This is a genomic window from Siminovitchia sediminis (assembly GCF_042680885.1).
Classification (GTDB): domain Bacteria; phylum Bacillota; class Bacilli; order Bacillales; family Bacillaceae_C; genus Siminovitchia; species Siminovitchia sediminis.
Genome location: NZ_JBHUEO010000025.1, coordinates 1 through 21,370, shown reverse-complemented (window position 1 = coordinate 21,370; position 21,370 = coordinate 1). Strand labels below are relative to the sequence as shown.

18 protein-coding genes are annotated in these 21,370 nt (G+C 45.5%); 14 read left to right on the top strand and 4 right to left on the bottom strand.

Annotation, left to right across the window (positions count from 1 at the left end; translation table 11 throughout):
- Window positions 1–14: 14 nt before the first annotated feature.
- The 6 genes from ACFSCZ_RS09555 (at window position 15) to ACFSCZ_RS09530 (ending at window position 5,827) form a co-directional block, all read left to right on the top strand.
- Window positions 15–1,712 carry a hypothetical protein gene (locus ACFSCZ_RS09555; protein ID WP_380773699.1) on the top strand — a complete coding sequence of 566 codons (1,698 nt, stop codon included), beginning with the start codon at window positions 15–17 and terminating at the stop codon, window positions 1,710–1,712.
- A gap of 13 nt (window positions 1,713–1,725) precedes the next feature.
- Window positions 1,726–2,445 carry an ABC transporter ATP-binding protein gene (locus tag ACFSCZ_RS09550; protein ID WP_380773698.1) on the top strand — a complete coding sequence of 240 codons (720 nt, stop codon included), beginning with the start codon at window positions 1,726–1,728 and terminating at the stop codon, window positions 2,443–2,445.
- Between the two features lie 28 nt (window positions 2,446–2,473).
- On the top strand, window positions 2,474–3,601 hold the full coding sequence (locus ACFSCZ_RS09545; RefSeq protein WP_380773696.1) for an efflux RND transporter periplasmic adaptor subunit: 1,128 nt from the start codon (window positions 2,474–2,476) through the stop codon (window positions 3,599–3,601).
- Window positions 3,588–4,280, top strand: coding sequence for an ABC transporter ATP-binding protein (locus tag ACFSCZ_RS09540; protein WP_380773695.1), 693 nt, complete (start codon window positions 3,588–3,590; stop codon window positions 4,278–4,280). The genes ACFSCZ_RS09545 and ACFSCZ_RS09540 overlap by 14 nt, the downstream gene beginning before the upstream one ends.
- A complete protein-coding gene (locus tag ACFSCZ_RS09535; protein WP_380773694.1) occupies window positions 4,277–5,470 on the top strand; it encodes an ABC transporter permease in 1,194 nt (397 codons plus the stop codon). Before ACFSCZ_RS09540 ends, ACFSCZ_RS09535 begins: the two co-directional genes overlap by 4 nt.
- Before the next feature lie 204 nt (window positions 5,471–5,674).
- Window positions 5,675–5,827, top strand: a complete 153-nt coding sequence (locus tag ACFSCZ_RS09530) for an Lmo0850 family protein (protein WP_380773693.1) — start codon at window positions 5,675–5,677, stop codon at window positions 5,825–5,827.
- A 263-nt stretch (window positions 5,828–6,090) separates the two neighbouring features.
- Here ACFSCZ_RS09530 and ACFSCZ_RS09525 read toward each other — a convergent pair whose 3' ends face one another.
- Both ACFSCZ_RS09525 and mgtE read right to left on the bottom strand, forming a co-directional pair.
- The gene (locus ACFSCZ_RS09525; protein WP_380773691.1) at window positions 6,091–7,383 is read right to left on the bottom strand and encodes a hemolysin family protein; all 1,293 of its coding nucleotides are present in this window, start codon (window positions 7,381–7,383) and stop codon (window positions 6,091–6,093) included.
- 337 nt (window positions 7,384–7,720) lie between these two features.
- Complete coding sequence (mgtE, locus tag ACFSCZ_RS09520; RefSeq protein WP_380773690.1) at window positions 7,721–9,079, bottom strand: magnesium transporter; 1,359 nt, start codon at window positions 9,077–9,079, stop codon at window positions 7,721–7,723.
- A gap of 145 nt (window positions 9,080–9,224) precedes the next feature.
- Here mgtE and ACFSCZ_RS09515 point away from each other — a divergent pair, with 145 nt between their 5' ends.
- Complete coding sequence (locus ACFSCZ_RS09515; RefSeq protein WP_380773689.1) at window positions 9,225–9,992, top strand: hypothetical protein; 768 nt, start codon at window positions 9,225–9,227, stop codon at window positions 9,990–9,992.
- A gap of 319 nt (window positions 9,993–10,311) precedes the next feature.
- On the opposite strand, the gene ACFSCZ_RS09510 is transcribed toward ACFSCZ_RS09515, so the two are convergent.
- Complete coding sequence (locus tag ACFSCZ_RS09510) at window positions 10,312–11,466, bottom strand: dicarboxylate/amino acid:cation symporter (RefSeq protein WP_380773688.1); 1,155 nt, start codon at window positions 11,464–11,466, stop codon at window positions 10,312–10,314.
- A gap of 279 nt (window positions 11,467–11,745) precedes the next feature.
- Here ACFSCZ_RS09510 and ACFSCZ_RS09505 point away from each other — a divergent pair, with 279 nt between their 5' ends.
- The 5 genes from ACFSCZ_RS09505 to ACFSCZ_RS09485 all read left to right on the top strand — a co-directional run bounded on the left by ACFSCZ_RS09505 (window position 11,746) and on the right by ACFSCZ_RS09485 (window position 18,398).
- The gene (locus ACFSCZ_RS09505) at window positions 11,746–12,789 is read left to right on the top strand and encodes a D-alanine--D-alanine ligase (protein ID WP_380773687.1); all 1,044 of its coding nucleotides are present in this window, start codon (window positions 11,746–11,748) and stop codon (window positions 12,787–12,789) included.
- A 15-nt stretch (window positions 12,790–12,804) separates the two neighbouring features.
- Window positions 12,805–14,190, top strand: coding sequence for a UDP-N-acetylmuramoyl-tripeptide--D-alanyl-D-alanine ligase (locus ACFSCZ_RS09500; protein ID WP_380773686.1), 1,386 nt, complete (start codon window positions 12,805–12,807; stop codon window positions 14,188–14,190).
- A gap of 299 nt (window positions 14,191–14,489) precedes the next feature.
- A complete protein-coding gene (gene cshA, locus ACFSCZ_RS09495; protein ID WP_380773747.1) occupies window positions 14,490–15,866 on the top strand; it encodes a degradosome RNA helicase CshA in 1,377 nt (458 codons plus the stop codon).
- 539 nt (window positions 15,867–16,405) lie between these two features.
- The gene (locus tag ACFSCZ_RS09490; protein WP_380773685.1) at window positions 16,406–16,888 is read left to right on the top strand and encodes a PH domain-containing protein; all 483 of its coding nucleotides are present in this window, start codon (window positions 16,406–16,408) and stop codon (window positions 16,886–16,888) included.
- Complete coding sequence (locus tag ACFSCZ_RS09485; protein WP_380773684.1) at window positions 16,881–18,398, top strand: PH domain-containing protein; 1,518 nt, start codon at window positions 16,881–16,883, stop codon at window positions 18,396–18,398. The genes ACFSCZ_RS09490 and ACFSCZ_RS09485 overlap by 8 nt, the downstream gene beginning before the upstream one ends.
- Here ACFSCZ_RS09485 and ACFSCZ_RS09480 read toward each other — a convergent pair.
- Window positions 18,336–18,938 carry a rhomboid family intramembrane serine protease gene (locus ACFSCZ_RS09480; protein WP_380773683.1) on the bottom strand — a complete coding sequence of 201 codons (603 nt, stop codon included), beginning with the start codon at window positions 18,936–18,938 and terminating at the stop codon, window positions 18,336–18,338. The genes ACFSCZ_RS09485 and ACFSCZ_RS09480 overlap by 63 nt on opposite strands.
- A gap of 78 nt (window positions 18,939–19,016) precedes the next feature.
- Between ACFSCZ_RS09480 and acpS the strand changes: the two genes are divergently transcribed.
- Window positions 19,017–19,373 carry a holo-ACP synthase gene (gene acpS / locus ACFSCZ_RS09475; RefSeq protein ID WP_380773682.1) on the top strand — a complete coding sequence of 119 codons (357 nt, stop codon included), beginning with the start codon at window positions 19,017–19,019 and terminating at the stop codon, window positions 19,371–19,373.
- Between the two features lie 822 nt (window positions 19,374–20,195).
- Window positions 20,196–21,215 carry a LolA family protein gene (locus ACFSCZ_RS09470; RefSeq protein ID WP_380773681.1) on the top strand — a complete coding sequence of 340 codons (1,020 nt, stop codon included), beginning with the start codon at window positions 20,196–20,198 and terminating at the stop codon, window positions 21,213–21,215.
- Window positions 21,216–21,370 lie beyond the last annotated feature (155 nt).

Sequence of the window (21,370 nt, the reverse complement as noted above, 5' to 3'; positions counted from 1 at the left end):
ATGAGGGCATAGACGTGAAAAAGATCTGGCTGATCTGGAACAACCGGACACGATTGAGCATGAATAAAATTGTATATGCGGGGGATCCCTCGAATCAAAATAAAACAAAGTTTTGGAGTTTTGCGTTGGCGGCAGCGCTTATCGCGGTCGTGGTCGTCCTTCTCGTAAACTCCTTTTCTCACGTCCTGTTGGAGTGGATCCATAACCATTTGAGTGGATTAACGGAACAGGACAAAGTGAAGTGGATCAGCACGTTAAATTTGGTCATTCTTTTATCATGGATCGCCACCGGCATTTACGATCAATTGTACCGGTTTTTGCTCGCTGAGGATATGAAGCTTCTTGTCCTGGCGCCCATTTCTTTAAAGCAGCTGTTTATTGGAAAAATATTGGAACGGACATATATCAAGTCTATTTTTTTCATCGCTGTACTCGCTGTTTTTTCTTATCAGTTATCCGTGTGGCTGGAGTTCGGTCTCGTAAAGGGTTTTGTCTTGTTTGCGGCTTTGGTTTCTCAATTTGTGTTTGCGGCTTTCATACGTTTTATGTTTATTAGTACGATGGTTATCAGAAAAGTGCTGAAGAAACCGTTACTTCCTTTTGCGCTGCTGTTTTTATGCACAAATGCAATGGGTGCCATCTTGATCCTATATGTCATACAGCCGTTTGTCAGCGGCATGAGAGGGTTCTTTTTTTATCCATATTATTTGTCGATTTATGAAAGTACGTTTGTTCAGTCGATAGCTGATTTTGTAAGTTATTCCTATTTTCCCCATTCTATGATGGCAGGGAGTTTTCCGTTTTCGTACGTGTATGCGCTGATCACATTCCCGGTGTTGGTCCTTATCTTGTATTGGCTGTCAGGAAAGCAGTTGGACAGGCTGGATGACCGGCAGATTCTTGGGAAAATGCATGAGCTGCAGTCGCTGCGGAAGGGATTCCCTCAAGAGCAGAAGCCGATTCCCGGGATGAACTTGCTGGAAACCATCCCGTATCTCCACCCTTATGTAAAGTCTATTCTAAAAAAGGATCTGTTGGCCTTTTCGCGTGATGAGAAATACCGTTGGAAGGCGGCCTTTTTGATGATGAGCTTCGGCCTGGCCGTGATCATCAGTGCTTACTATTTTTTTGAGTCTAAGGTCGATGCGCTTTCGGCTCAAGCTGCACCCGTCTTTTTGAGTATTTCTGTGTTAATGATGCTGATGAACAGTGTAATCAACAAATTTTCGATTGATTCAGAAGGCATGGGTTTTAGGAATCTGGTCGTATTACCGGTGAATTCCAAGCAGATTGCCATGGCAAAAATCATCGGCCTTCATTGTGTCCTGTTACCTTTTTCATTGATTTATATTGCAGCTGCGTTCCTTTTAATCAAGCCGAATTTTTTTGCCTTAAGTATAGGACTTTTATCCGCCATGCCCGTCATTGTGCTGATCGGCTTGATTGCCACGGCCACGTTTCCGAACTTTTCGGATGATTCCTTGCTGAATTTGCCCAGTACCAGGGCGAAGGTAATGATCAGCTTGCTGTCCGGGTGTTACTTATTTACCGATGGATTGTTATTTTACTTCACTGGTTCTTTTTTCGTTTCGATGGGAATTTTTATCGTGATGAATGTCATACTGACCGTGTTTTTATTTAAGAAGTTTTGTCAAAAGATTGAGGGAATTACTTTTACGAACTTTGAATCACTGAGCGAACTTTTTGATTAAAGGTGTGATCAACGTGCTGCATGTACAAGAAATATCCAAATCCTATCATGGTGAAGTCGCAGTGAACGGAATCAGTTTTCAACTGAAAAGAGGAGTGATTTACGGCATCCTCGGGCCTAACGGGGCGGGCAAAACGACATTGCTCAGCATGATTGCGGGATTGTTAAAACCGGATCAGGGATCCATTCAGCTCGGGAACCTGAACAGCCATTCTCCAGAATATAAAAAGAAAGTCGGCTTCGTGTCGGATGCTGTCAGCATTTACGATTACTTAACAGGCAGGGAATACATAAAATTTACTGCCAGTTTAAGAGATGTTCCTAAAAAAATACAAGATATCGAAATAGAACGGCTTGCCAGGGTGTTTCGGATGGAACACAAATTGGACCAGTTCATTAAAACCTATTCAAAGGGAATGAGGCAGAAGACAGCCCTGATTTCCTCCCTTGTCCATCAGCCGGAACTTCTGATTTTGGATGAGCCCTTTTCAGGGCTTGATCCGAATGCGTTAAAAGAAATGAAAGATTATTTAACTGACTATATCACAAAGGGAAACTCAATTATTTTCAGCACGCATATATTGGAGATTGCCGAAAAATTGTGTAAGGAATTAATGATTATCCATTCCGGGAAAAAGATGGCAGAAGGCAATATAGATCAATTAAAAAATGATTTGCAGCTGGATCATTCTACAGATTTGGAGTCTATTTTTTATCAAATGACAAGCGGTTAATTATTTCGGATAGTTGGTGTGAACAGAAATGAAAAGAGCTATGATTATCGCAGGAGTCTTTCTGTTGGTTGCGGGTTTTATCGGTCTGAACTTGGTGAATCAAGCCTCAAACGAGGTAATGGCTGTTGACGTTACCCATTTAAAGGAACAAACTATGACGGAGTCGGTGATTATATCCGGTACCCTTCAGCTTGCTGACCAGCAATCTGTCTATTACGAGCCGGATAAAGGGAAAGTAGGCGAGCTGCTCGTCAAGGAAGGAGACGAGGTCCAAAATGGAACTCCGCTGTTCCGATACGACAATGAGCAGCTGGAGCTGGAGAAGAAACAAATGGAATTGCAGCTTCGTTCCAATCTCTTGCAGTTGGAGAATATTAAAAAGCAGCATAGAAAGATCGACCGGCAGGTAGCCAAGGCAGAAACTGATGACATGCTGGATAAAGATGAGCTGGAAATGGAACATGATCAGATTTTCCTGGAAGAACAGCAGCTGAAAATTGAAAAAGAGCAGACTCTCTTGCAGCGCCAATCGATTGACAGCCAGCTGGAAGAGCTGACTGTCAAGAGTAAAATCGACGGGGTCATTCTTCGGATCAATGAGCAGGCAGCCATGTCCTCGGAGTCGATACAGCCTTTGATTCAAATTGCCGCGCCAGGCCAGTTTGTTGTGAAAGGTGCCATTTCTGAGTACGATGCCTTGAAGATCAAGGAAGGGCAGCCTGCTGTTTTGACATCGGATGCAGTTCCTGGTGAAAAGTGGGGTGGAACAGTAGACTCCGTTTCATTCCTGTCGAATGAACATGAACAAATGGAACCCGTAAATGGGGAAACGGCCAAAGTCCAATATCCCATTGAAATCAGGGTGGAAGATGAACAGTTGGACATCAAGCCCGGTTTTCAAATACTTGCGGAAATTGAAACAAACAAGAAAAACGGATGGACACTGCCGTTGTCTGCGGTGAAGCAGGATGGAGCAGACAATTATGTGTATGTTGTAAAAGATGGAAAAGCGGAACGGCATAAAGTAAAGGCCGGCATGACAACAAACCGCGAAATTGAAATTACAGGCGGCTTATCCAAAAATGACCAGGTGATTGTCAATCCTCCGGAAAACCTTGAAGATGGAGCGGAAGTGACCGTAAATGATCAGGCTTGAATCAATCTGTAAATCATATCAAACAGCTGAAACAGTGATAGAGGTTCTCAAAAATATTCATATACATATCCAAAAAGGTGAATTTGTCGCCGTCATGGGACCTTCCGGATCAGGCAAGTCTACCTTGATGAATATTATGGGCTGTTTAGAGAAACAGACGAGCGGCGAGTATTTTTTAAATGGTGAGCGTGTAACCGATTATGATCAGAAGCGCCTGGCAGGCATCCGCAATCGTTCGATCGGTTTTGTATTTCAGCATTTTCAGCTGCTTCCCCGCCTAAATGCGTTAAGAAATGTGGAACTGCCGATGATCTATGCAGCAGTCCCCCGTAAAGAAAGGGAAGAAAGAGCTGTGGAGGCATTGAAAAAAGTAGGCCTTTCAGACAGGATCTATCATCTGCCCAATCAATTGTCAGGTGGGCAAAAACAGCGTACAGCGATTGCCAGGGCCATTGTAAATGAACCTGCTGTCATATTGGCAGACGAACCGACGGGAGCGCTCGATACAAAAACAGGGAAACAGGTCATGGAATTGTTTCAAATGTTTCATCAGGAAGGCACTACGGTCATTGTTGTCACGCATGATCCCGAAGTGGCAGCTGTGGCGGATCGAACCATCCTGATTCGAGATGGCGAATTGATCAAACATCCCGGCAATCCCGGAGGTGGCCGGAAATGAGTGTCTATGAAAATATAAAGATGGCGCTTACGTCCCTAAGGGCCCATAAGCTGCGATCTATATTAACCATGCTGGGTATTATCATCGGGGTGGCCTCTGTAATTGCCGTAGTAGCCATTGGTCAGGCTGGAGAAGCCATGCTGAAATCTCAAATAGTGGGAGAAACGAATACAACAGAACTCCTGTATGTTCCGCCGGAGGAAGAATTGATGTCAAATTCGGGTGGATGGATGGAAGATCCATTTACAGTGGAAGACATCCAATTGATAGAAGAGATCCCCGAGGTGAAGAGGGTTGTTGCTTCCAGTTCAGAGTCAAGTATGGTCCGTTACAGGGAGGAATCAGTGGATGCCTTGGTGAACGGCATTAGCCAGGCTTACTTTGAAATCAATCATCTTGGTATTGGGGAAGGCCGAAGTTTGATGGCAGAAGATTTTTTGGGAGGCAGCCGGAAAGCAATGATTTCCAGCTCTTTAAAGAAAGAGCTCTTTGGGGAAAAAGAGGTTTTGGGGGAAGTCTTGTATATCGCTTCGCAGCCTGTTGAAATTATCGGTGTTTTATCAAAAGAGACAGTTTTTTTGGCATTGGATTCAAACGAAATATATATACCGTGGAAAACGTGGCAAAATATTTACATGAAAAGTGAATACAGCCAAGTGACCATTGAGGCTGAAACACCCGAAGAACTGCAGATTGCAGGAACAAAAGCTGCTGAATTGCTCAACCGGATCCATGATAAAGATCAGGCATATCAAGTGTTAAATCTGGAAGAGCTTACGGACGGGATCGGGCAAATTACAAATATCATGACGATTGTCATTGGAAGTATTGCAGGCATCTCCCTTCTCATTGGCGGGATCGGTGTCATGAATATCATGCTTGTATCTGTAACTGAACGCACTAGAGAAATCGGGATCCGGATGTCACTGGGTGCTACTCCGGGACAGATCTTATTTCAATTCTTGGTGGAATCGGTTACCTTGACACTGATTGGCGGTGCGATCGGCATCGGAATTGGCATAGCGTCCGCTTCAGTTGTTGCCTATATCGCCGGTTGGCCTGCCTTAATTTCCTGGCAGGTGATTTTGGGCGGCTTATTGTTCTCTATGGTGATAGGTGTGATATTTGGCATTTTACCGGCAAATAAGGCAGCCAGACTGGATCCTATTGAATCTCTTCGGTATGAATAGGAGGGGGTCCGCACTGAAGACGTTCTTGAAAAACCCCTGAATTTTTTTAAAAAAAGGTTTATTTTTGCAAGTGCAGGGTAAATTGAAGGAGAGTTTTTATTTTGGACACATCTTTTTACCCTTTTTTTTGAAAGCGATACAAAACAGTGGAAAATTAGGTTAAAATAGGTACGAAGATGTCAAATCTTAAACGGGGTGGTCTTTTTGAACAGAGATCATGAACAACTTGAAAAAATCATCGATAGTCTTGCTGAAATGGGAGTAAATCTTTCCGTTACAAAATCCCGACTGGAACTTTTTAAAGTTCTTGATGAGGTACAGGCTTTACCCGGGTATACGGAATACCATTTGGAATAAACAACAAAGCGGGCCGCATGGATCCATGCCGGCCCGCTTTGTTTATATGACTTCTTGGCTCTTACCCCGAATGCCGCTCCTTTCGCTCTTTCCTCGAGTCGACCATGAAAAGATAGAGGTGCGAACGTTAAGAGGTAAAACCGAAGAAGCTGATGTACAAACGTCAGAGGACGTGTCATATCCTGTTACATCAAGGAGGGATCAATGTCAAAATAGAGATCATTTCCCCGGAAATAAATGAAGCTTTGTCGACTTTTCTCCAGTTATCCAGTCACTTCCACTTCACTGATATGGTTTCCTTCCATTGTTTTCACGTAAAACTTATACCCTTCTTCTTCGATGACGTCACCTTGTTCCAAATCATATTTCCTCGTCAAGAGCCAGCCGCCGATTGTATCAATATCCTCACATTGAATGTGTATGCCCAGTAAATCATTGACCTCTTCTATCAATATTTTTGCATCGAGAAGATAATGTTCGTCATCTAATTTTCTGATAAGCGGCACTTCATCTTCATCAAATTCATCTCTGATTTCACCCACAATTTCTTCCAATATGTCTTCAGCTGTGACAATGCCTGCCGTTCCTCCATACTCGTCATAAAGAATCGCCATATGGCTTCTTTCTTTTTGCATGTGAACAAGAAGTTCCTGAATCGGAACGGTCTCAATGACACTAATGACCGGCATGATATAAGGGGAGATGGGTTCCGATCCCTTGCAATTTCCATCGATGCAGTCGGTTAAAAATTCTTTGATATTGACAACTCCGAGAATATGGTCTTTGTCTCTCTCTGCTGTAACAGGATAGCGGGTAAGCCCTGTTTCTTTCACTATATCCATAATTTCGCTGATGGAAGATGACCGGTCGATCGTGACTACTTCTGTCCGGGGTACCATAATTTCTTTGGCCACCCGATTGTCGAATTCAAATATTTTATTGACATACCGGTATTCGGACTGGTTTATTTCCCCGCTTTTTAAGCTGTCAGACAGGATGATGCGCAGTTCCTCTTCCGAATGGGCCACTTCCCCTTCCGAGGCAGGCCTGACGCCAAAGAGTTTTACAATCCCCCTTGCCGCTCCATTCAACAGCCAGATAAAGGGAAACATGATTCTATAACACCAAACAAGCGGTTTGGCGAAAGCAAGCGTGATGGCTTCGGCTTTATGAATGGCCAGTGTTTTCGGGGCCAGTTCTCCTACAACGACATGAAGGAAGGTAATCAGACTAAAAGCAATGACAAAAGAAATAAGGGTTGCAACCGACTCCGGAATAGCTAAGCTAGTAAATATTGGCTCGAGCAGGACTTGGATTGTCGGTTCACCGAGCCAGCCCAGACCGAGCGCGGTTACAGTAATTCCGAGCTGGCAAACAGACAAGTAGGCATCCAAGTTGGAAACGAGCCGTTTGGCAACTGTTGCCCTTTTATTTCCTTCGGCAATTAATTGATCCAAACGGGAGCTCCTGATTTTAACAATGGCAAATTCCGAGGCAACGAAAAATGCAGTCAGGGCAATCAATAGGATTACGAGAAATATGTTGATCATAAGCAAGTGGAGCGAAGCCGGGACAAAAGAGTTTTATCAAAGAAAAACCGGAACCCGCCAGAAATGGTGCTATGGAAATATACTTCTTTTTCCACGGGATTGTTAAGCTTCCAGAGGCGGCTGCACTGCACGGGTTCACACGGGCTTTTCTTCCCGCAGACGTCCGCGTATACTTCCAGTGCAGGCAATGTTTTGCTCGTGCTCGTCTTTCACTTTGAATACTTTTATTTGTCCCGGCCTCTTCACCTCCTTTATTCTTCTTTGTTTGGAAATGTGCATTGTCTTACCATACTTTACCCTGAACCAGGGGGCTTTTATCATGAAGCCGCCAACTATTTGCCGTTTAGGTCAGTTTACTCAGGAAAAAGGTAGCGGTTGAAAAGTAGGCAACCAGAGAGAAAATATCATTAACAGTTGTAATTAAAGGCCCCGATGCAACGGCAGGATCCATGTTAAATTTATATAAAATGAGTGGAATGATCGTTCCTGCAAAAGTTCCAATGATCAAAGTAAGCAGAAGGGAACCGCCTACGACAATGCCAAGGTAGATATTGTGCTGCCAAATAAAAGCAATGATGGCAATCAGCATTCCGCAGGTGAGCCCAATGATTAAACTGACGCGAAATTCCCGCCATAAAAGCTTCACAGCAGTTTTCATGTCAACTTCTTTTTTAGTCAGTCCGCGAACAACAACCGCAAGTGACTGCGTTCCCGTATTTCCGGTCATTCCGGCGATGAGCGGCATGAAGAAAGCAAGTGCTACGACCTGAGTCAACGTTTCTTCAAAACGGGAAATAATGGTGCCGGATACCAGTCCGATGAATAAAAGAGCGATGAGCCATGGAAGACGGCGAATCGCTGCTGATACCGGTTTGGTATCAAAGTCAATTTCCTTGTTTAATGCAGAAAGTTTACTGATATCTTCGCCTGCTTCATGAATGATGGTCGTGACCATATCATCAAAGGTGATGACGCCCACCAGTACTTCCTCGTCATTGACGACCGGAAGGGCCGTAAAATCATATCGTTGAAGGAGACGGACGATCTCATCCCGCTTTGTCAAGACATGAGTGGAGATGACTTTTTCCACCATGATCTTTGTCACGTTTTCCCCGGGTTCAGAAATTATGAGATCTCTGTACGGAACAATCCCTTCCAGGCGGCCCTCCTCATTGACTACGTAAATATGATTGAGGCTTTCAGAATAAAGAGCAAAGGTCTTTAATTTTTCGGCTGCCTGTCCCACGGTAAAGCCGGTATGAACCGTTACATAGCGGTTGGTCATCATGCTTCCGGCCGTATTTTCGGGGTACTCCAAGATTTTCCTGACATACTCCGCTTTCGACAGTTCCATCTCTGCCAAAAAAGAATCGACGTCGGCTTTGGGATAATGGCGAAAAAGTCTGGTCAGGAAGTTGACATCGAGCAAAGCCAATACCCGATTGGCTGCGTCAGGGCCAATTTTACTCAAGATCTCCAACTGCAGTTTAATGTTTACCTTCTGCATCAAACCTGCCAGTGTAGAATGGCTCAAATGTTCCAGCATAGCCCCGCGGAACCGTTCCGGAAGGTGTTGAATAATAGAGGCCATCGTTTCCGGGCCGCAGTCATGAAAGATTTCATTGACCTCATCAAAGTTCTCATTTTTAATATGGTCTATGATGGACAGGGTCAATTCTTTTTCTTTTTCTTTCGCCAGCATTTTGATCACCTCTATGAGAAGTAGACACCCATCCCCATTCCATTTGTAGTGAATATGTAATATGAACAATCATGATTTTTTGATATTATATAGATATACTAACAATAGGAATATTGTACGAATTTTATGGGTGGGGGCATTTCCTTTGAAAAATCACGCAAATGGGAAAAATATCCTGTACATACACATGAATCAAAACGACAAGTATATCTTGTCACATGGTATTCAGTTTCCCGATTTTATGAAAGGTATTCCTGTTAAGCCGGCAAATATTCTTTTGCTTTGCCGTCAATTGGAAGACGGATACTATAACATGCATACCCGGCTGAGCTTTGTGTCCGGGGAAAATATTGTTCAATTGGCAGAAGACGGGGTTTCCCGTTACGGCGGATTTTGTTGGGTTGATTTTTCAGAAGAGGAAGACCTGAACGAGCTGACAGGTCAGGAATTGGCGGAACTTCTATATGTCGGACACATGAAATCACCGCTGAAACCCCCGTTTTATCGAATTCTTGGGAATCAATTTGTTTATTTGACTCATGAAGACGGCTATTTTAATAAAATTTATTATAAAAAGTGGGATCATTTTTTTTCTATGATGGGTGTTGTGCTGGCAGACAGGGCAAGATCCGGACGGGAAAAAACATTGTTTGGCCTAAGAAAACACAGGCCTGCCCCTTTTGTTCCTGCAGATACGCTGCAGCTGCTAAGCGGAATGCTGAAGGAAGGAGCAGTGTTTTCATTTGAGGCCATGACAGCAGACCGGTTAAAAATCGACATTCCCATCTGGATTGTCGGGGATTATATGGATATGGATGAAATGGGCGCATCATACGTTGAGGAAAGAAAGCGGCCGCCTGATTGCCGACTGGTGCTGGATCGAAAAGCCGGTGAATGGCTGGTGCATATGTGACAAAAGCAGCTCCTGATGTTCAGGGGCTGCTCTTTTGATGGTATGAAGGGCCCGGGATTTGTAGTAACTTTGCAAAAATCGGGGTATTTTTAAAAAGTCCTGGGCAGGTCCAGAAATGATCGGTTTATAAGGTGTAACATTCGGCGGTATTTGTATTGATTAATCCTTTGAGAGTCTGTCTGCTGAAAATCCGAATGATTGAGTATTTAAGGTGTAAGTCAGTTCCCGGCGGTTGGGCGATGAGAGAACAAGAGATGGGGCAAATGAAACTAACCTCCGCGCTTCCCGCGCAGAGGTCAGTTTCTGGTGACAATTCCCTTTATCGCTGGCCGATTCGGTCTACGATGGCAGTAATGGCGCCGTCGCCCGTGACGTTACACGCGGTTCCAAAGCTGTCCTGGGTAATATACAGGGCGATCATTAACGCAGTCATAGCCGGGCCGAAACCGAGCATGGATTCCAAAAGGCCAATTGCTGCCATAACGGCACCGCCTGGGACTCCCGGTGCTGCCACCATTGTAATGCCAAGCATGAGGATAAATGGAAACATCAGTGCGAAAGCAGCCGATTGTCCCTGCATAAACATGATGGCCATGGCACAGCTGACCAAGGTAATGGTACTTCCCGATAAATGGATCGTGGCCAGTAAAGGAACCGCGAAATCCGCTACTTTGTCATTTTTCACTATGTGTTTGGTCTGTCTGAGCGTAACAGGGATCGTCGCAGCGGAAGATTGTGTTCCCAGGGCTGTAAAATAGGCCGGGATGATCGTCTTCAGCATGGATAAAGGGTTCCGCTTTTGCACTGATCCTGCCATTGTATATTGGATCAGCAAGTAGGCAATATGGAGAACAATAATCATGGCAAATACTTTAATAAAAATATTCAGGATAGAGCCCACTTGCCCTGCATGTGTCATGTTTGCAAAGATCCCAAAAATATGAAACGGCAGAAGCGGTATGATAATTTTTTCAATCACCAAATGGATAATGGAACGAAAATCGTTTGCCAATTTCAGCAATGGCTCGCTGTTCACGGCTGCAATTCCGATACCGAAGAGAAAAGAAAGCAATAGTGCTGTCATCACTCCCATCAGTGGTTCCATTTCGATGTCAAAGTATGCTGCAGATAAGGCTTCCTCCGGATTGGCGAATTCCTGAAGGGATTGTCCGGCCAGCATGGACGGGTATAAGGAGTTAGCCGTGAAATATGCAAGCAGGCCTGCTCCGATCGTGGAAATATAAGCTATAGCAGCAGTCCAGCCCAGTAACTTCCCTGAACCTTTTCCAATGGCGCCAATGCCTGGAACAATGAAGCCGATAATCAACAAAGGTATGATAAAACCGAGAAAATTTCCGAAAAGGCCATTGAATGTAGCAAAAATCCGGATGAGCGGATTCGGTGCAATCAGCCCGATGAGAATACCGAGCACGATGGCAGTGATAATGCGCGGCAATAAACCGAATTTCATCATTTAGGGACCTCCAGTAAAAAAATTAGGCGAGCCAAAGGAGCCGCCTGCACTATTCTAGCATAATAATAGCAGGACTACTTATAAATATTCCTGTAAAATTCTCCCCCTTGACCAGCTGCTTTTCCTGAATTTCACGCCCTTTGGCTATTCTACATACGATAAACATGGGCTTCTGCTGATTTTTCTCCGGCAAATCACAGACTGCCTTCACATTCTTCTTTGATTTATCCAAAATCATGTTAAAATTAGAAAGATGTTAGGGAGATGGAGGATCAGAATATGAAATTATGTTTGCTTTATGGCGGAAAATCAGCAGAACATGAGGTTTCGCTGCAGACTGCAAAAGCAGTGATTCATGCACTTGATAAAAATAAATTTGATGTTTTTCCGATCTACATCACTAAAAAAGGTAAATGGATTCAGGGTCCGCAGATCAAAGAGTCTGTTGAGGATATCAAACTGCTTCAATTTTCCAATGGGGACGAAGAGATCATGCCCCAATCGCTGAGTAAAGATATGGACATGGTGTTCCCGCTGCTTCATGGTCCAAACGGAGAAGACGGTACCGTCCAGGGACTTTTGGAAGTGCTGGATATCCCTTATGTGGGAAATGGGGTGCTCGCCTCTTCAGCCGGAATGGATAAAATTGTCATGAAAAATATTTTTGCTCAGGCCGGACTGGATCAGGTCGAGTATGCTTCGTTTATTCGCAGCTCATGGGAAGCCGACCGTGATGCAGCATATTCTGAAGTAGAAGAAAAAATTGGCTACCCGAGCTTTGTCAAGCCGGCAAACCTGGGTTCCAGCGTCGGCATCAGCAAATGCGAGAATCGCGAAGAACTGGCAGCCGCTTTTGAAGAGGCGTTCCGCTATGACCGGAGAATCATTGTGGAAGAAGGGGTAACCGCAAGAGAAATTGAAGTTGGAATCCTTGGTAATGATGAGCTTTCCTGTTCAGTAGCAGGTGAAATTGTCCCCAAAAAAGAGTTTTATGACTATGAAGCGAAATATGCGGATGATACCACAGAATTGGTCATCCCGGCAGATATCACAGAAACGGATTACGCCTCCATGAAGGAAATGGCTTTTACAGCCTATAAAGCACTCGACTGCTCAGGACTCGCTCGTATGGACTTTTTCCTTACTGCCGACGGAAGGGTACTGATCAACGAAGTAAATACGATGCCTGGATTTACACCGGTCAGCATGTTTCCGCTCCTTTGGAAAAACAGCGGTGTACCGTATCCGGAGCTGATTGAGCGTCTTGTCAGGCTGGGCAGACAACGATATGAAGAAAAACAAAAAATTGTACACACTTTTTAAAAAGAAGGGGTCACGATGATTCAAAGAACAATCGGCCAAATTGCCGGCATGATTACCATCGAAAATGATATTACTTCCTATTCTTCGGAAATGATTAAAGGAGTATCCATTGACTCGCGCAACATTTCGCCCGGGAATCTATTCATTCCTTTTAAAGGGGAACAGACCGATGGGCACAAATACGCAGAATCGGCACTGGAAAGCGGGGCAGGGGCTGTTCTATGGCAGGAGGATGTCCCCAACCCGCCGGGTAACGGCCCGGTGCTGATTGTAAAAGACACCCTGCTTGCTTTGCAGGACCTGGCAAGGGCTTATCGGGACGAATTGTCCGCCAAAGTGGTTGGGATTACAGGGAGCAATGGGAAGACAACCACGAAAGATATAACAGCAGCCGTCCTCGGGGAGACCTTTCGCGTTCAAAAGACGGAAGGAAACTTTAATAACCATATCGGACTTCCGTTAACAATTTTAGCCCTTGAAGAAACAACGGAGATTGCCATTTTGGAAATGGGTATGAGCAGCAGGGGAGAAATTTCTTTGCTGACCAAAATGGCCCGGCCGGATGTAGCGATTATCACGAACATTGGAGAAGCACACTTGCTTGATCTTGGTTCAAGGGAGGCCATTGCTGCGGCCAAATTTGAAATTGTTGAAGGTCTGGCTCCCGGAGGGTTATTCATTTACCCGGGAGAAGAACCCCTTTTACAGGAAAAAACTGCTTCGCTGAGAAATATCCGGCTGGCAGCATTCGGGGATTCAGAGGACAATGAGGCATATCCCATGGGCATAAAAATGCAAGAAAGAGGCACCCTATTCACTGCATCCATTTATCCGGAGGAGTCCTTATTTTTGCCGATTGCCGGGAAACATAATGTGATGAATACCCTGGCAGCACTGCTGGCAGCAAAGGAATTTTCCGTTCCCGCCCGTGCGGTCAAAACGGGTTTGCATTCTGTGAAATTGTCTACAATGAGAATGGAATGGCGCAATGGGATGAAAGGAACCGTCATTTTAAATGATTCCTATAATTCAAGTCCGACAGCACTGCGCGCTGTGCTGGGAATGCTGTATCATCTCGATGATCAAAAAGACAAAATTGTGGTTCTCGGAGATATGCTTGAGCTTGGAGAGCGGGAAAAGGAATTTCACGAACAAATTGGAGAAGAGATCCATCCGGACAAAATAAAATATGTTTATACCTATGGAAATCTTGGGAAATGGATAGCAAAGGGTGCCCGAAAACATTTTCCCGAAGGGCGCGTTCGCGCATTTGACAATCAGGATGAGTTGATCCGTTCACTGGAACAGGCGATTACCGGTTCCGAACTGATTGTCGTAAAAGCATCACGCGGCATGAAGATGGAAAAAGTGGCAGAAGCATTATCTGCTGCGAATAAGTAAAGTCTTTGCCGGGCCCAACAATTAAGGCTCGGCATTCAGGTGCCGTTACCTCCCATCTGAACTTTAATAGGAATTGTTGAGCTGGGAGATAACGGCACCTTTCAGAAAATCGGGTCAGTGTGTAAATTGTCATCACACTTTTTTAGTGTTAGAATAAGCAACATCGTTTACCACACTCGTATCAGTTTATATTGCGGGGCATACAGCCTCAACTCGAAGTATTTAAAGGAGATTGAGAAGCATTGACGAAGTTTGCAGATTTGAATTTAAGCCCGTCTATTTTAAAAGCGGTCAATAGAATGGGTTTTGAAGAAGCCACACCCATACAGGCCAAAACCATTCCGTTGAGCATGGAAGGAAAAGATTTAATCGGACAGGCCCAAACCGGAACAGGGAAAACTGCCGCGTTTGGAATCCCTTTGATTGAAAAAATCAACCCGGACGATCATCAAGTCCAGGGTATTATTATCGCGCCGACGCGTGAGCTTGCGATTCAGGTGTCAGAAGAGCTGTACAAAATTGCCATAGACAGCCGGGTCCGCGTGCTTGCTGTTTATGGTGGATCGGATATCCAGCGTCAGATCCGGGCCTTGAAAAAAGGTCCGCAGATTGTAGTGGGAACCCCTGGAAGGGTACTTGACCATATCAACCGCCGCACGCTGAAACTGGGAAATGTCCATACTGTAATTTTGGATGAAGCCGATGAAATGCTGAACATGGGATTTATTGACGACATCGAAGCTATTTTGAAAACAGTCCCCGAGGACAGGCAGACCTTGCTCTTTTCTGCAACAATGCCGGAGCCGATCCGCCGGATTGCCGAGCGTTTCATGAAATCGCCTGAGCTTGTAAAGGTCAAGGCAAGAGAAATGACGGTTCCGTTGATCGAGCAATTTTTTATTAAAGTCCCCGAAAGGGAAAAATTCGATGTCCTTTCCCGCCTGCTTGATGTGCAGTCACCGGAATTGGCCATCGTATTCGGCCGGACGAAACGCCGCGTAGACGAATTGTCGAATGCTCTGACAATCCGCGGCTATACAGCGGAAGGCATACATGGAGATTTAAGCCAGGCGAAGCGCCTGTCTGTTTTACGGAAGTTTAAAGAAGGAAAAGTGGATGTTCTTGTTGCAACCGACGTAGCTGCACGCGGACTGGATATATCCGGTGTCACTCACGTGTACAACTATGATATTCCGCAGGATCCGGAAAGCTATGTGCACCGTATCGGCCGTACGGGCCGTGCCGGTAAAGAGGGAATTGCCGTTACTTTTGTCAGCCCGCGTGAAATGGGCTATCTGCGCATCGTGGAGCAAACCACGAAAAAACGCATGCAGCCCATGCGTCCGCCTACTTGGGATGAAGCCCTGGAAGGCCAGCAGCGTCTGGCAGTAGAAAAGCTGGGTGAAACAGTCGAAGAGGGCAACTTGGATGAGTACCGGCCCGCGGCAGCAGACCTGTTGAACGAACATGATCCTGCAGAAGTCGTTGCCGCCGCGTTAAAAATTATCACAAAAGAACCGGACAAAACACCGGTTCATATTACAGAGGAAAGACCGCTCCCATCCAAAAGAGATTCTTTCCAGGGCGGCGGCCGCGGCAGAAGAGGCCGGCACAGCCAGTCCTCTTACAAGGGCCACCGTAAACCGCAGCGCCGTTCAGGAAATCGGAGACCTTAAAAAAGAATACCAGCCTGAAGGACTCAGGCATACCAAGCGAACAACCGGAGATCTCCGGTTGTTTTTTTATCCGTAGGCTCATATATGGCATTACCAGGAGGAATTAGAATAAAAGGCAGTCCGGAATACATATTTTTTGACTTGCAAAAATCATAGGACTCGCACTGTTCATCATGGTATGATTGAAATAATTGCGGAATACACATCATTTCGCGATATGGATTAAAGCGTCATTCCTGTTCGGCCTGTTTTTGTATCATGCAGGTAGCAGCGGAGCGTTTCTAGTGAAACTTACGATAATGCAGCAGTTTCGGAGCTGAAGTTTTTTTGGAAAAAACAGAAGAGAAACTTTGGGAACTTGGCGTAGAGGAGCGAAGGCGGTGTTTTCCGCCTGTTGGGGTATTGAAAACCAGGGATCACCTCGGGATATGTTGAAGACTGCAAAGAAAATATTCCTGAAAAGTGTACTTGTGCCTGCGTCGATCCATTAAGGGCATTTTGAACATAATCATATGTTGTTGTCAGAAAGAAGGGTTTATATGGAGATTAGACAGCCATCCCGCCGGATTTCGCAGCGCGGCCTGAAAGTCTGGCGAATTATGGGAGCGTTGATATCCCTGTTGTTTTGGGGAAGCGTCGTTACTTTAGCAGTGCTTACTCATTATTTTGACTGGCCGCTTTGGATTGTATCGGCGGCAGCCGGTCTTGCACTCATTATTACGATTTTAGGTATTTTCGTCATACCGTCGCTCCGGTGGAAACGTTGGCGGTATGAAGTGACAGAGCATGAATTGGATCTGCAGTACGGGGTATTTTTCATTCACCGGACGCTGGTGCCCATGGTGAGGGTTCAGCATGTCGATACATCGCAGGGACCTATTTTGAAAAAATATCATTTGGCGACCGTTTCTATTTCAACAGCGGCAACGGTCCATGAAATTCCTGCGGTGGATATTCAGGAGGCGGAGGAGCTGCGCCGCTCCATCTCCGCTTTGGCGAGGGTGGCTGAAGACGATGTTTGAACCGAAACGCCTTCACCCGATATCGATGCTGTATGATTTATTCAAATCAGTAAAAGAGATCATCGTTACGTTTATTTTCCTATTCTTTTTTGGAAGAAATGAAATGGATTTCGGCGGTCCATTCTTAAGTATGCTGCCACAGCTGATATTTGCAGTAATCCTCGTATCCATGATTGCTTCCATGGTCATCAAGTGGCTCAGGTTTACATACCGGGTGGAGGATTATGAACTGCGGATTGAGCAGGGGTTGTTTGTAAGAAAAAAAAGGTATATTCCTTTTGAGAGAATTCAAAGCCTGGATCTGTCGGAAAGTCTTTTTCACAGACCGTTTGGTCTGGTTAAAGTGAAAGTGGAAACAGCCGGCTCCAGCGGGGATCAGGCGGAGGCCGAACTGACTGCCATTCATAAAGAGGATGCCGCCGCACTTCAAAAGCTTATCGCTGACGCAAAAAATAAGATCCCGTCTGATGCCGGGGAATCAGTGGAAATACAGCCGGAAGGAACGCTCATTTATCGCATTACTGCCCGCCAGCTTTTATTTCTTGCTACCACATCCGGAAGGGCCGGTGTTGTCATTTCTGCGTTTCTTGCTTTTGTTTTTCAATTCGACGAACTGATTCCATATGAGAAAATGTTTGCCGAAATGCAGGAGCTGATAAAGCTGGGTGTCCTGTTCATTGCGTCTATTATATTTCTTGTACTCGTTATTGCCTGGATTTTGTCTGTCATCATTGCTTTTCTAAAATACAACGATTTTACCGTCCGGAAACTTAAAGATGAGTTGATCATTACCCGGGGATTACTTGAAAAACGGACAACCACCGTGCCGCTGCATCGGATTCAGGCCGTAACCATCACAGAAAGCCCCATGCGGCAGCCGTTTGGATTTGCGGGCGTATCCCTTGAAAGCGCAGGAGGGGCATCAACGGATTTGGAAAGCACGACCATGTTGCTTCTACCCATTGTTAAACGCAGCAGCGTAGAGCGTATTTTAGAACATTGCCTGGAAGAGTATCAATTGAACGTACCATTTGAGGGGGCGCCCAAACGGGCGAAGAGGCGATATCTATTCCTCAAAACTTTGATCGCTCTCATCATAGCCGGTATCGTTACTGGAGTCTTCTGGCCATACGGCTTATTCGCTGCAGTCCTGCTGCCGATTGCCCTATTATGGGGATATTCCCAATACAAATCGGCCGGATGGAATATTTCCGGCCAGCAATTGGCTCTGCGTTACAGGGGGATTCAGCAGCATACGATGTTTATGAAGAAAAACCGAATTCAGTCCATGGATGCCAGGATCAGCTGGTTTCAGGACCGTGCTGATTTGGCTGCTATCACAGCATCGGTTAAATCCGGGGACGGTGTTCAGCAGGCAGAAATTCCCCATTTGGGTGACTCGGAAGTTTTGGCAATTTATGAATGGTACAGCCGCCGGGAACAGGGTTTAATAAAAGCGGATTGTCCTCGTTCTGATGAGCACGATCCCAACGAGAATACCGGCAATTAATCCGAAAATGTGCCCTGTGATATTGATATTGGATTGAAAAAAGGTCATGATCACACTCAAAGCGGCTATTGGAAGGATTACCTGTTTTCCATGTTGGGGCATCGCTTCTTTTTTAAAAAAAATAACCGCAAGATAAATGCCGAACAAACCAAAAATAGCTCCGCTTGCACCAATGTGTGTATAGTAAGGGGGTTTGATGATCAAAGTCGCCACATTGGCTGCTACTCCGCAGATGATGTAGACGAGGAGAAACTGAAATTTGCCGAGCGCACGTTCAAGGGCAGGACCGAATAAAACAAGCGAAAAAGAGTTAAACAGAAGATGTGCGAAGCCGACATGGACAAAAATAGGTGTTACCAGCCGCCAGTATTCACCCATCAGGATAAGAATGTTCGTGCCTGCCAATGTTTCAAAAACGAGTTGGTGCGGTAACATGGGCAGGTGCATGGATAGAAAGATCACGATATGAATGGCGACAAGCGCTGTAATAACAGGATACAGGCTGATAAATTGCCGAAACGATTCAGTGCGGACAAACATGGGAAGGGCTCCTTTCCGTACAAGACTCCTATTATTATATTACAGACATGGATCAAAAATAGAAGGGAAAGAGCATCGATGATTTTAGGAATCGGGCTGGACCTCGTGGAAATAGAAAGAATTGAAAAGCTGCGAAAGCGCCAGATGCGTTTTCCCGAACGGGTTTTAACAGAAGGGGAACGTCAAGTTTACGAAACGTTGCCGGAAAACAGAAAAACTGAATTTCTGGCGGGAAGATTTGCAGCGAAAGAGGCGTATGCAAAAGCCCTCGGGACCGGTATCGGGGCACAGCTCTCATTTCACGATATAGAAATTGTGGCTGACGAGTTGGGGAAACCGCATATCATTCGGCCAACCAGTGAAAAAACTCATTTGTCGATCACGCATACGAAGGCCTATGCGGCGGCGCAGGTCATTTTGGAAGGGGCACGCTGAGGGGCGTGCCTCTTTTTAATAAGAGGGGTGGAGGGAGAAAAAAGTTTGGCAGGCTACCGTCAGGAAACCCTCCCGAATCAAGCGTTAAACTGAAACACGGTAGCCTTACGCCGGTAACCTCTCCGAACCAAGTGTCAATCAAAAATAAGGTAGTTTTTGAGAGAGTTCCGGGCGGCAGGGGTTTGAGATCGCTTCAGAAAAACCAATGAAGGCAAACTGCGACTTCACTGATTTTTCCTCCGACGGACAGGAGGTCCTAGTGCCACCGCCGCCACAGGACTTGGCGTTCGTCGGCGGCCGGCGCTTGTCGCCCTAATCGGCCGCCCTCCACTTTTCTATTGTCCAGTTTCGGTTCCTAGCCTCTCGAGGTCATAAGCCAAACGCTGCTGAAGGCAAACCACGCCTTCTTCCGCGTTTGTCTTATGCTTGCCGGGGCTGAACAGTCGCCTCCACTTTTCTACCGTCCAGTTCCGGGCGGCAGGGGTTTGAGATCGCTTCAGAAAAACCAATGAAGGCAAACTGCGCCTTCACTGATTTTTCCTCCGACGGACAGGAGGTCCTAGTGCCACCGCCGCCACAGGACTTGGCGTTCGTCGGCGGCCGGCGCTTGTCGCCCCTAATCGGCCGCCCTCCACTTTTCTATACATATTGTCCACGGTTGTCTCATATATTTTTAATGCGTCAGGAGAGAAGAGGCCGGGTACGGGGACAATTGCCGCGTTGGGCGGTTCGTTCGCTTGCATGCAATGCTGGCCAATGGTTCACGGACCCGCCACCTCTCTTCTTTTCATGTGTAAATGAGACAACAAAGGGGTTGAAGGAATGAGAAAGGGGATATGGCTATTTTTGGGGATGGTTGCGGCGATGCTCGTGCTTTCGGCCTGTGGTTCCAAATCTCAGGAGGATGTAACCAAGGATTTAAAGGAAAAAGTCGCTGATATGCAGGGATATAAGGCAAAAGCAGAAATGACCTTGGAAGTGGGGGATGAGCCTCAAACCTATGAAATTGATGTGTGGCATCATAAACCGGGTGATTATCGGGTTCATTTGAAGAATGCAAAGAAAGAGCAGAGCCAGATGATTCTCAAGAATAAGAGCGGTGTTTATGTATTGACACCTGCTCTGAACAAGAGCTACAAGTTTCAAAGTGACTGGCCGCAAAACAGCAGCCAGGTATATCTGTTTGAGTCGCTGGTAGAGGATGTTCTGGAGGATAAAGAGGCGAAATTTAAAGAAACAAAGGATCATTATGTATTTGAAACGAAGACACGCTATCAAAATAACAAAATGCTTCCGACCCAGGAAGTGACTTTTAAGAAAAAGACATTTGAACCGATCAGTGTCAAGGTCTTGGACACAGATAAAAATCCCGTCGTGACTGTAAAGTTTACGAAAGTGGATTTTGATGCAAAGTTTGATGACGATGCCTTTGATACGAAGAAAAACATGACGAGTGCCCAATTGGAAGTTCCTGTGCTTGCGAATATGAATGAGAAGGAGTTTTCTGTAAAATATTCGATGGCCGACATTCCGGGCTTAACGCTTCATGAAGAAAAAACACTTGAAACGGAAACGGGCAAGCGAGTGATCCTGACGTATACCGGAGACGATCAATCGTTTACTCTCATTCAAGAAAAAGCAGAAGTTGTTCCGACTGCTTCCATGGAAACTGTGGAGGTGTCCGGTGAGCTTGTAGACCTCGGATTTGCCGTTGGTGTCATGAATGATCACTCTGTCAGATGGAGCGAAGACGGAGTCGATTATATGATCGCTTCTGAAAATCTGACACAAGAAGAACTCCTGATGGTGGCTCGTTCCGTTCAGGGAGGATCAGTCAAATAAGGCAAAAGTTGCGGACCCTTTTTGTAAGGGTCCTCAGCTTGTAGAGAAAGTATATGTTTTTTTCTCTACAGGCTTTTTTATTTTACATTTAGACGACTTGTATCTAGATTTTTGTGTTTTTATTTTTAAGAAAAAGATTCCCATCCACCTAGACC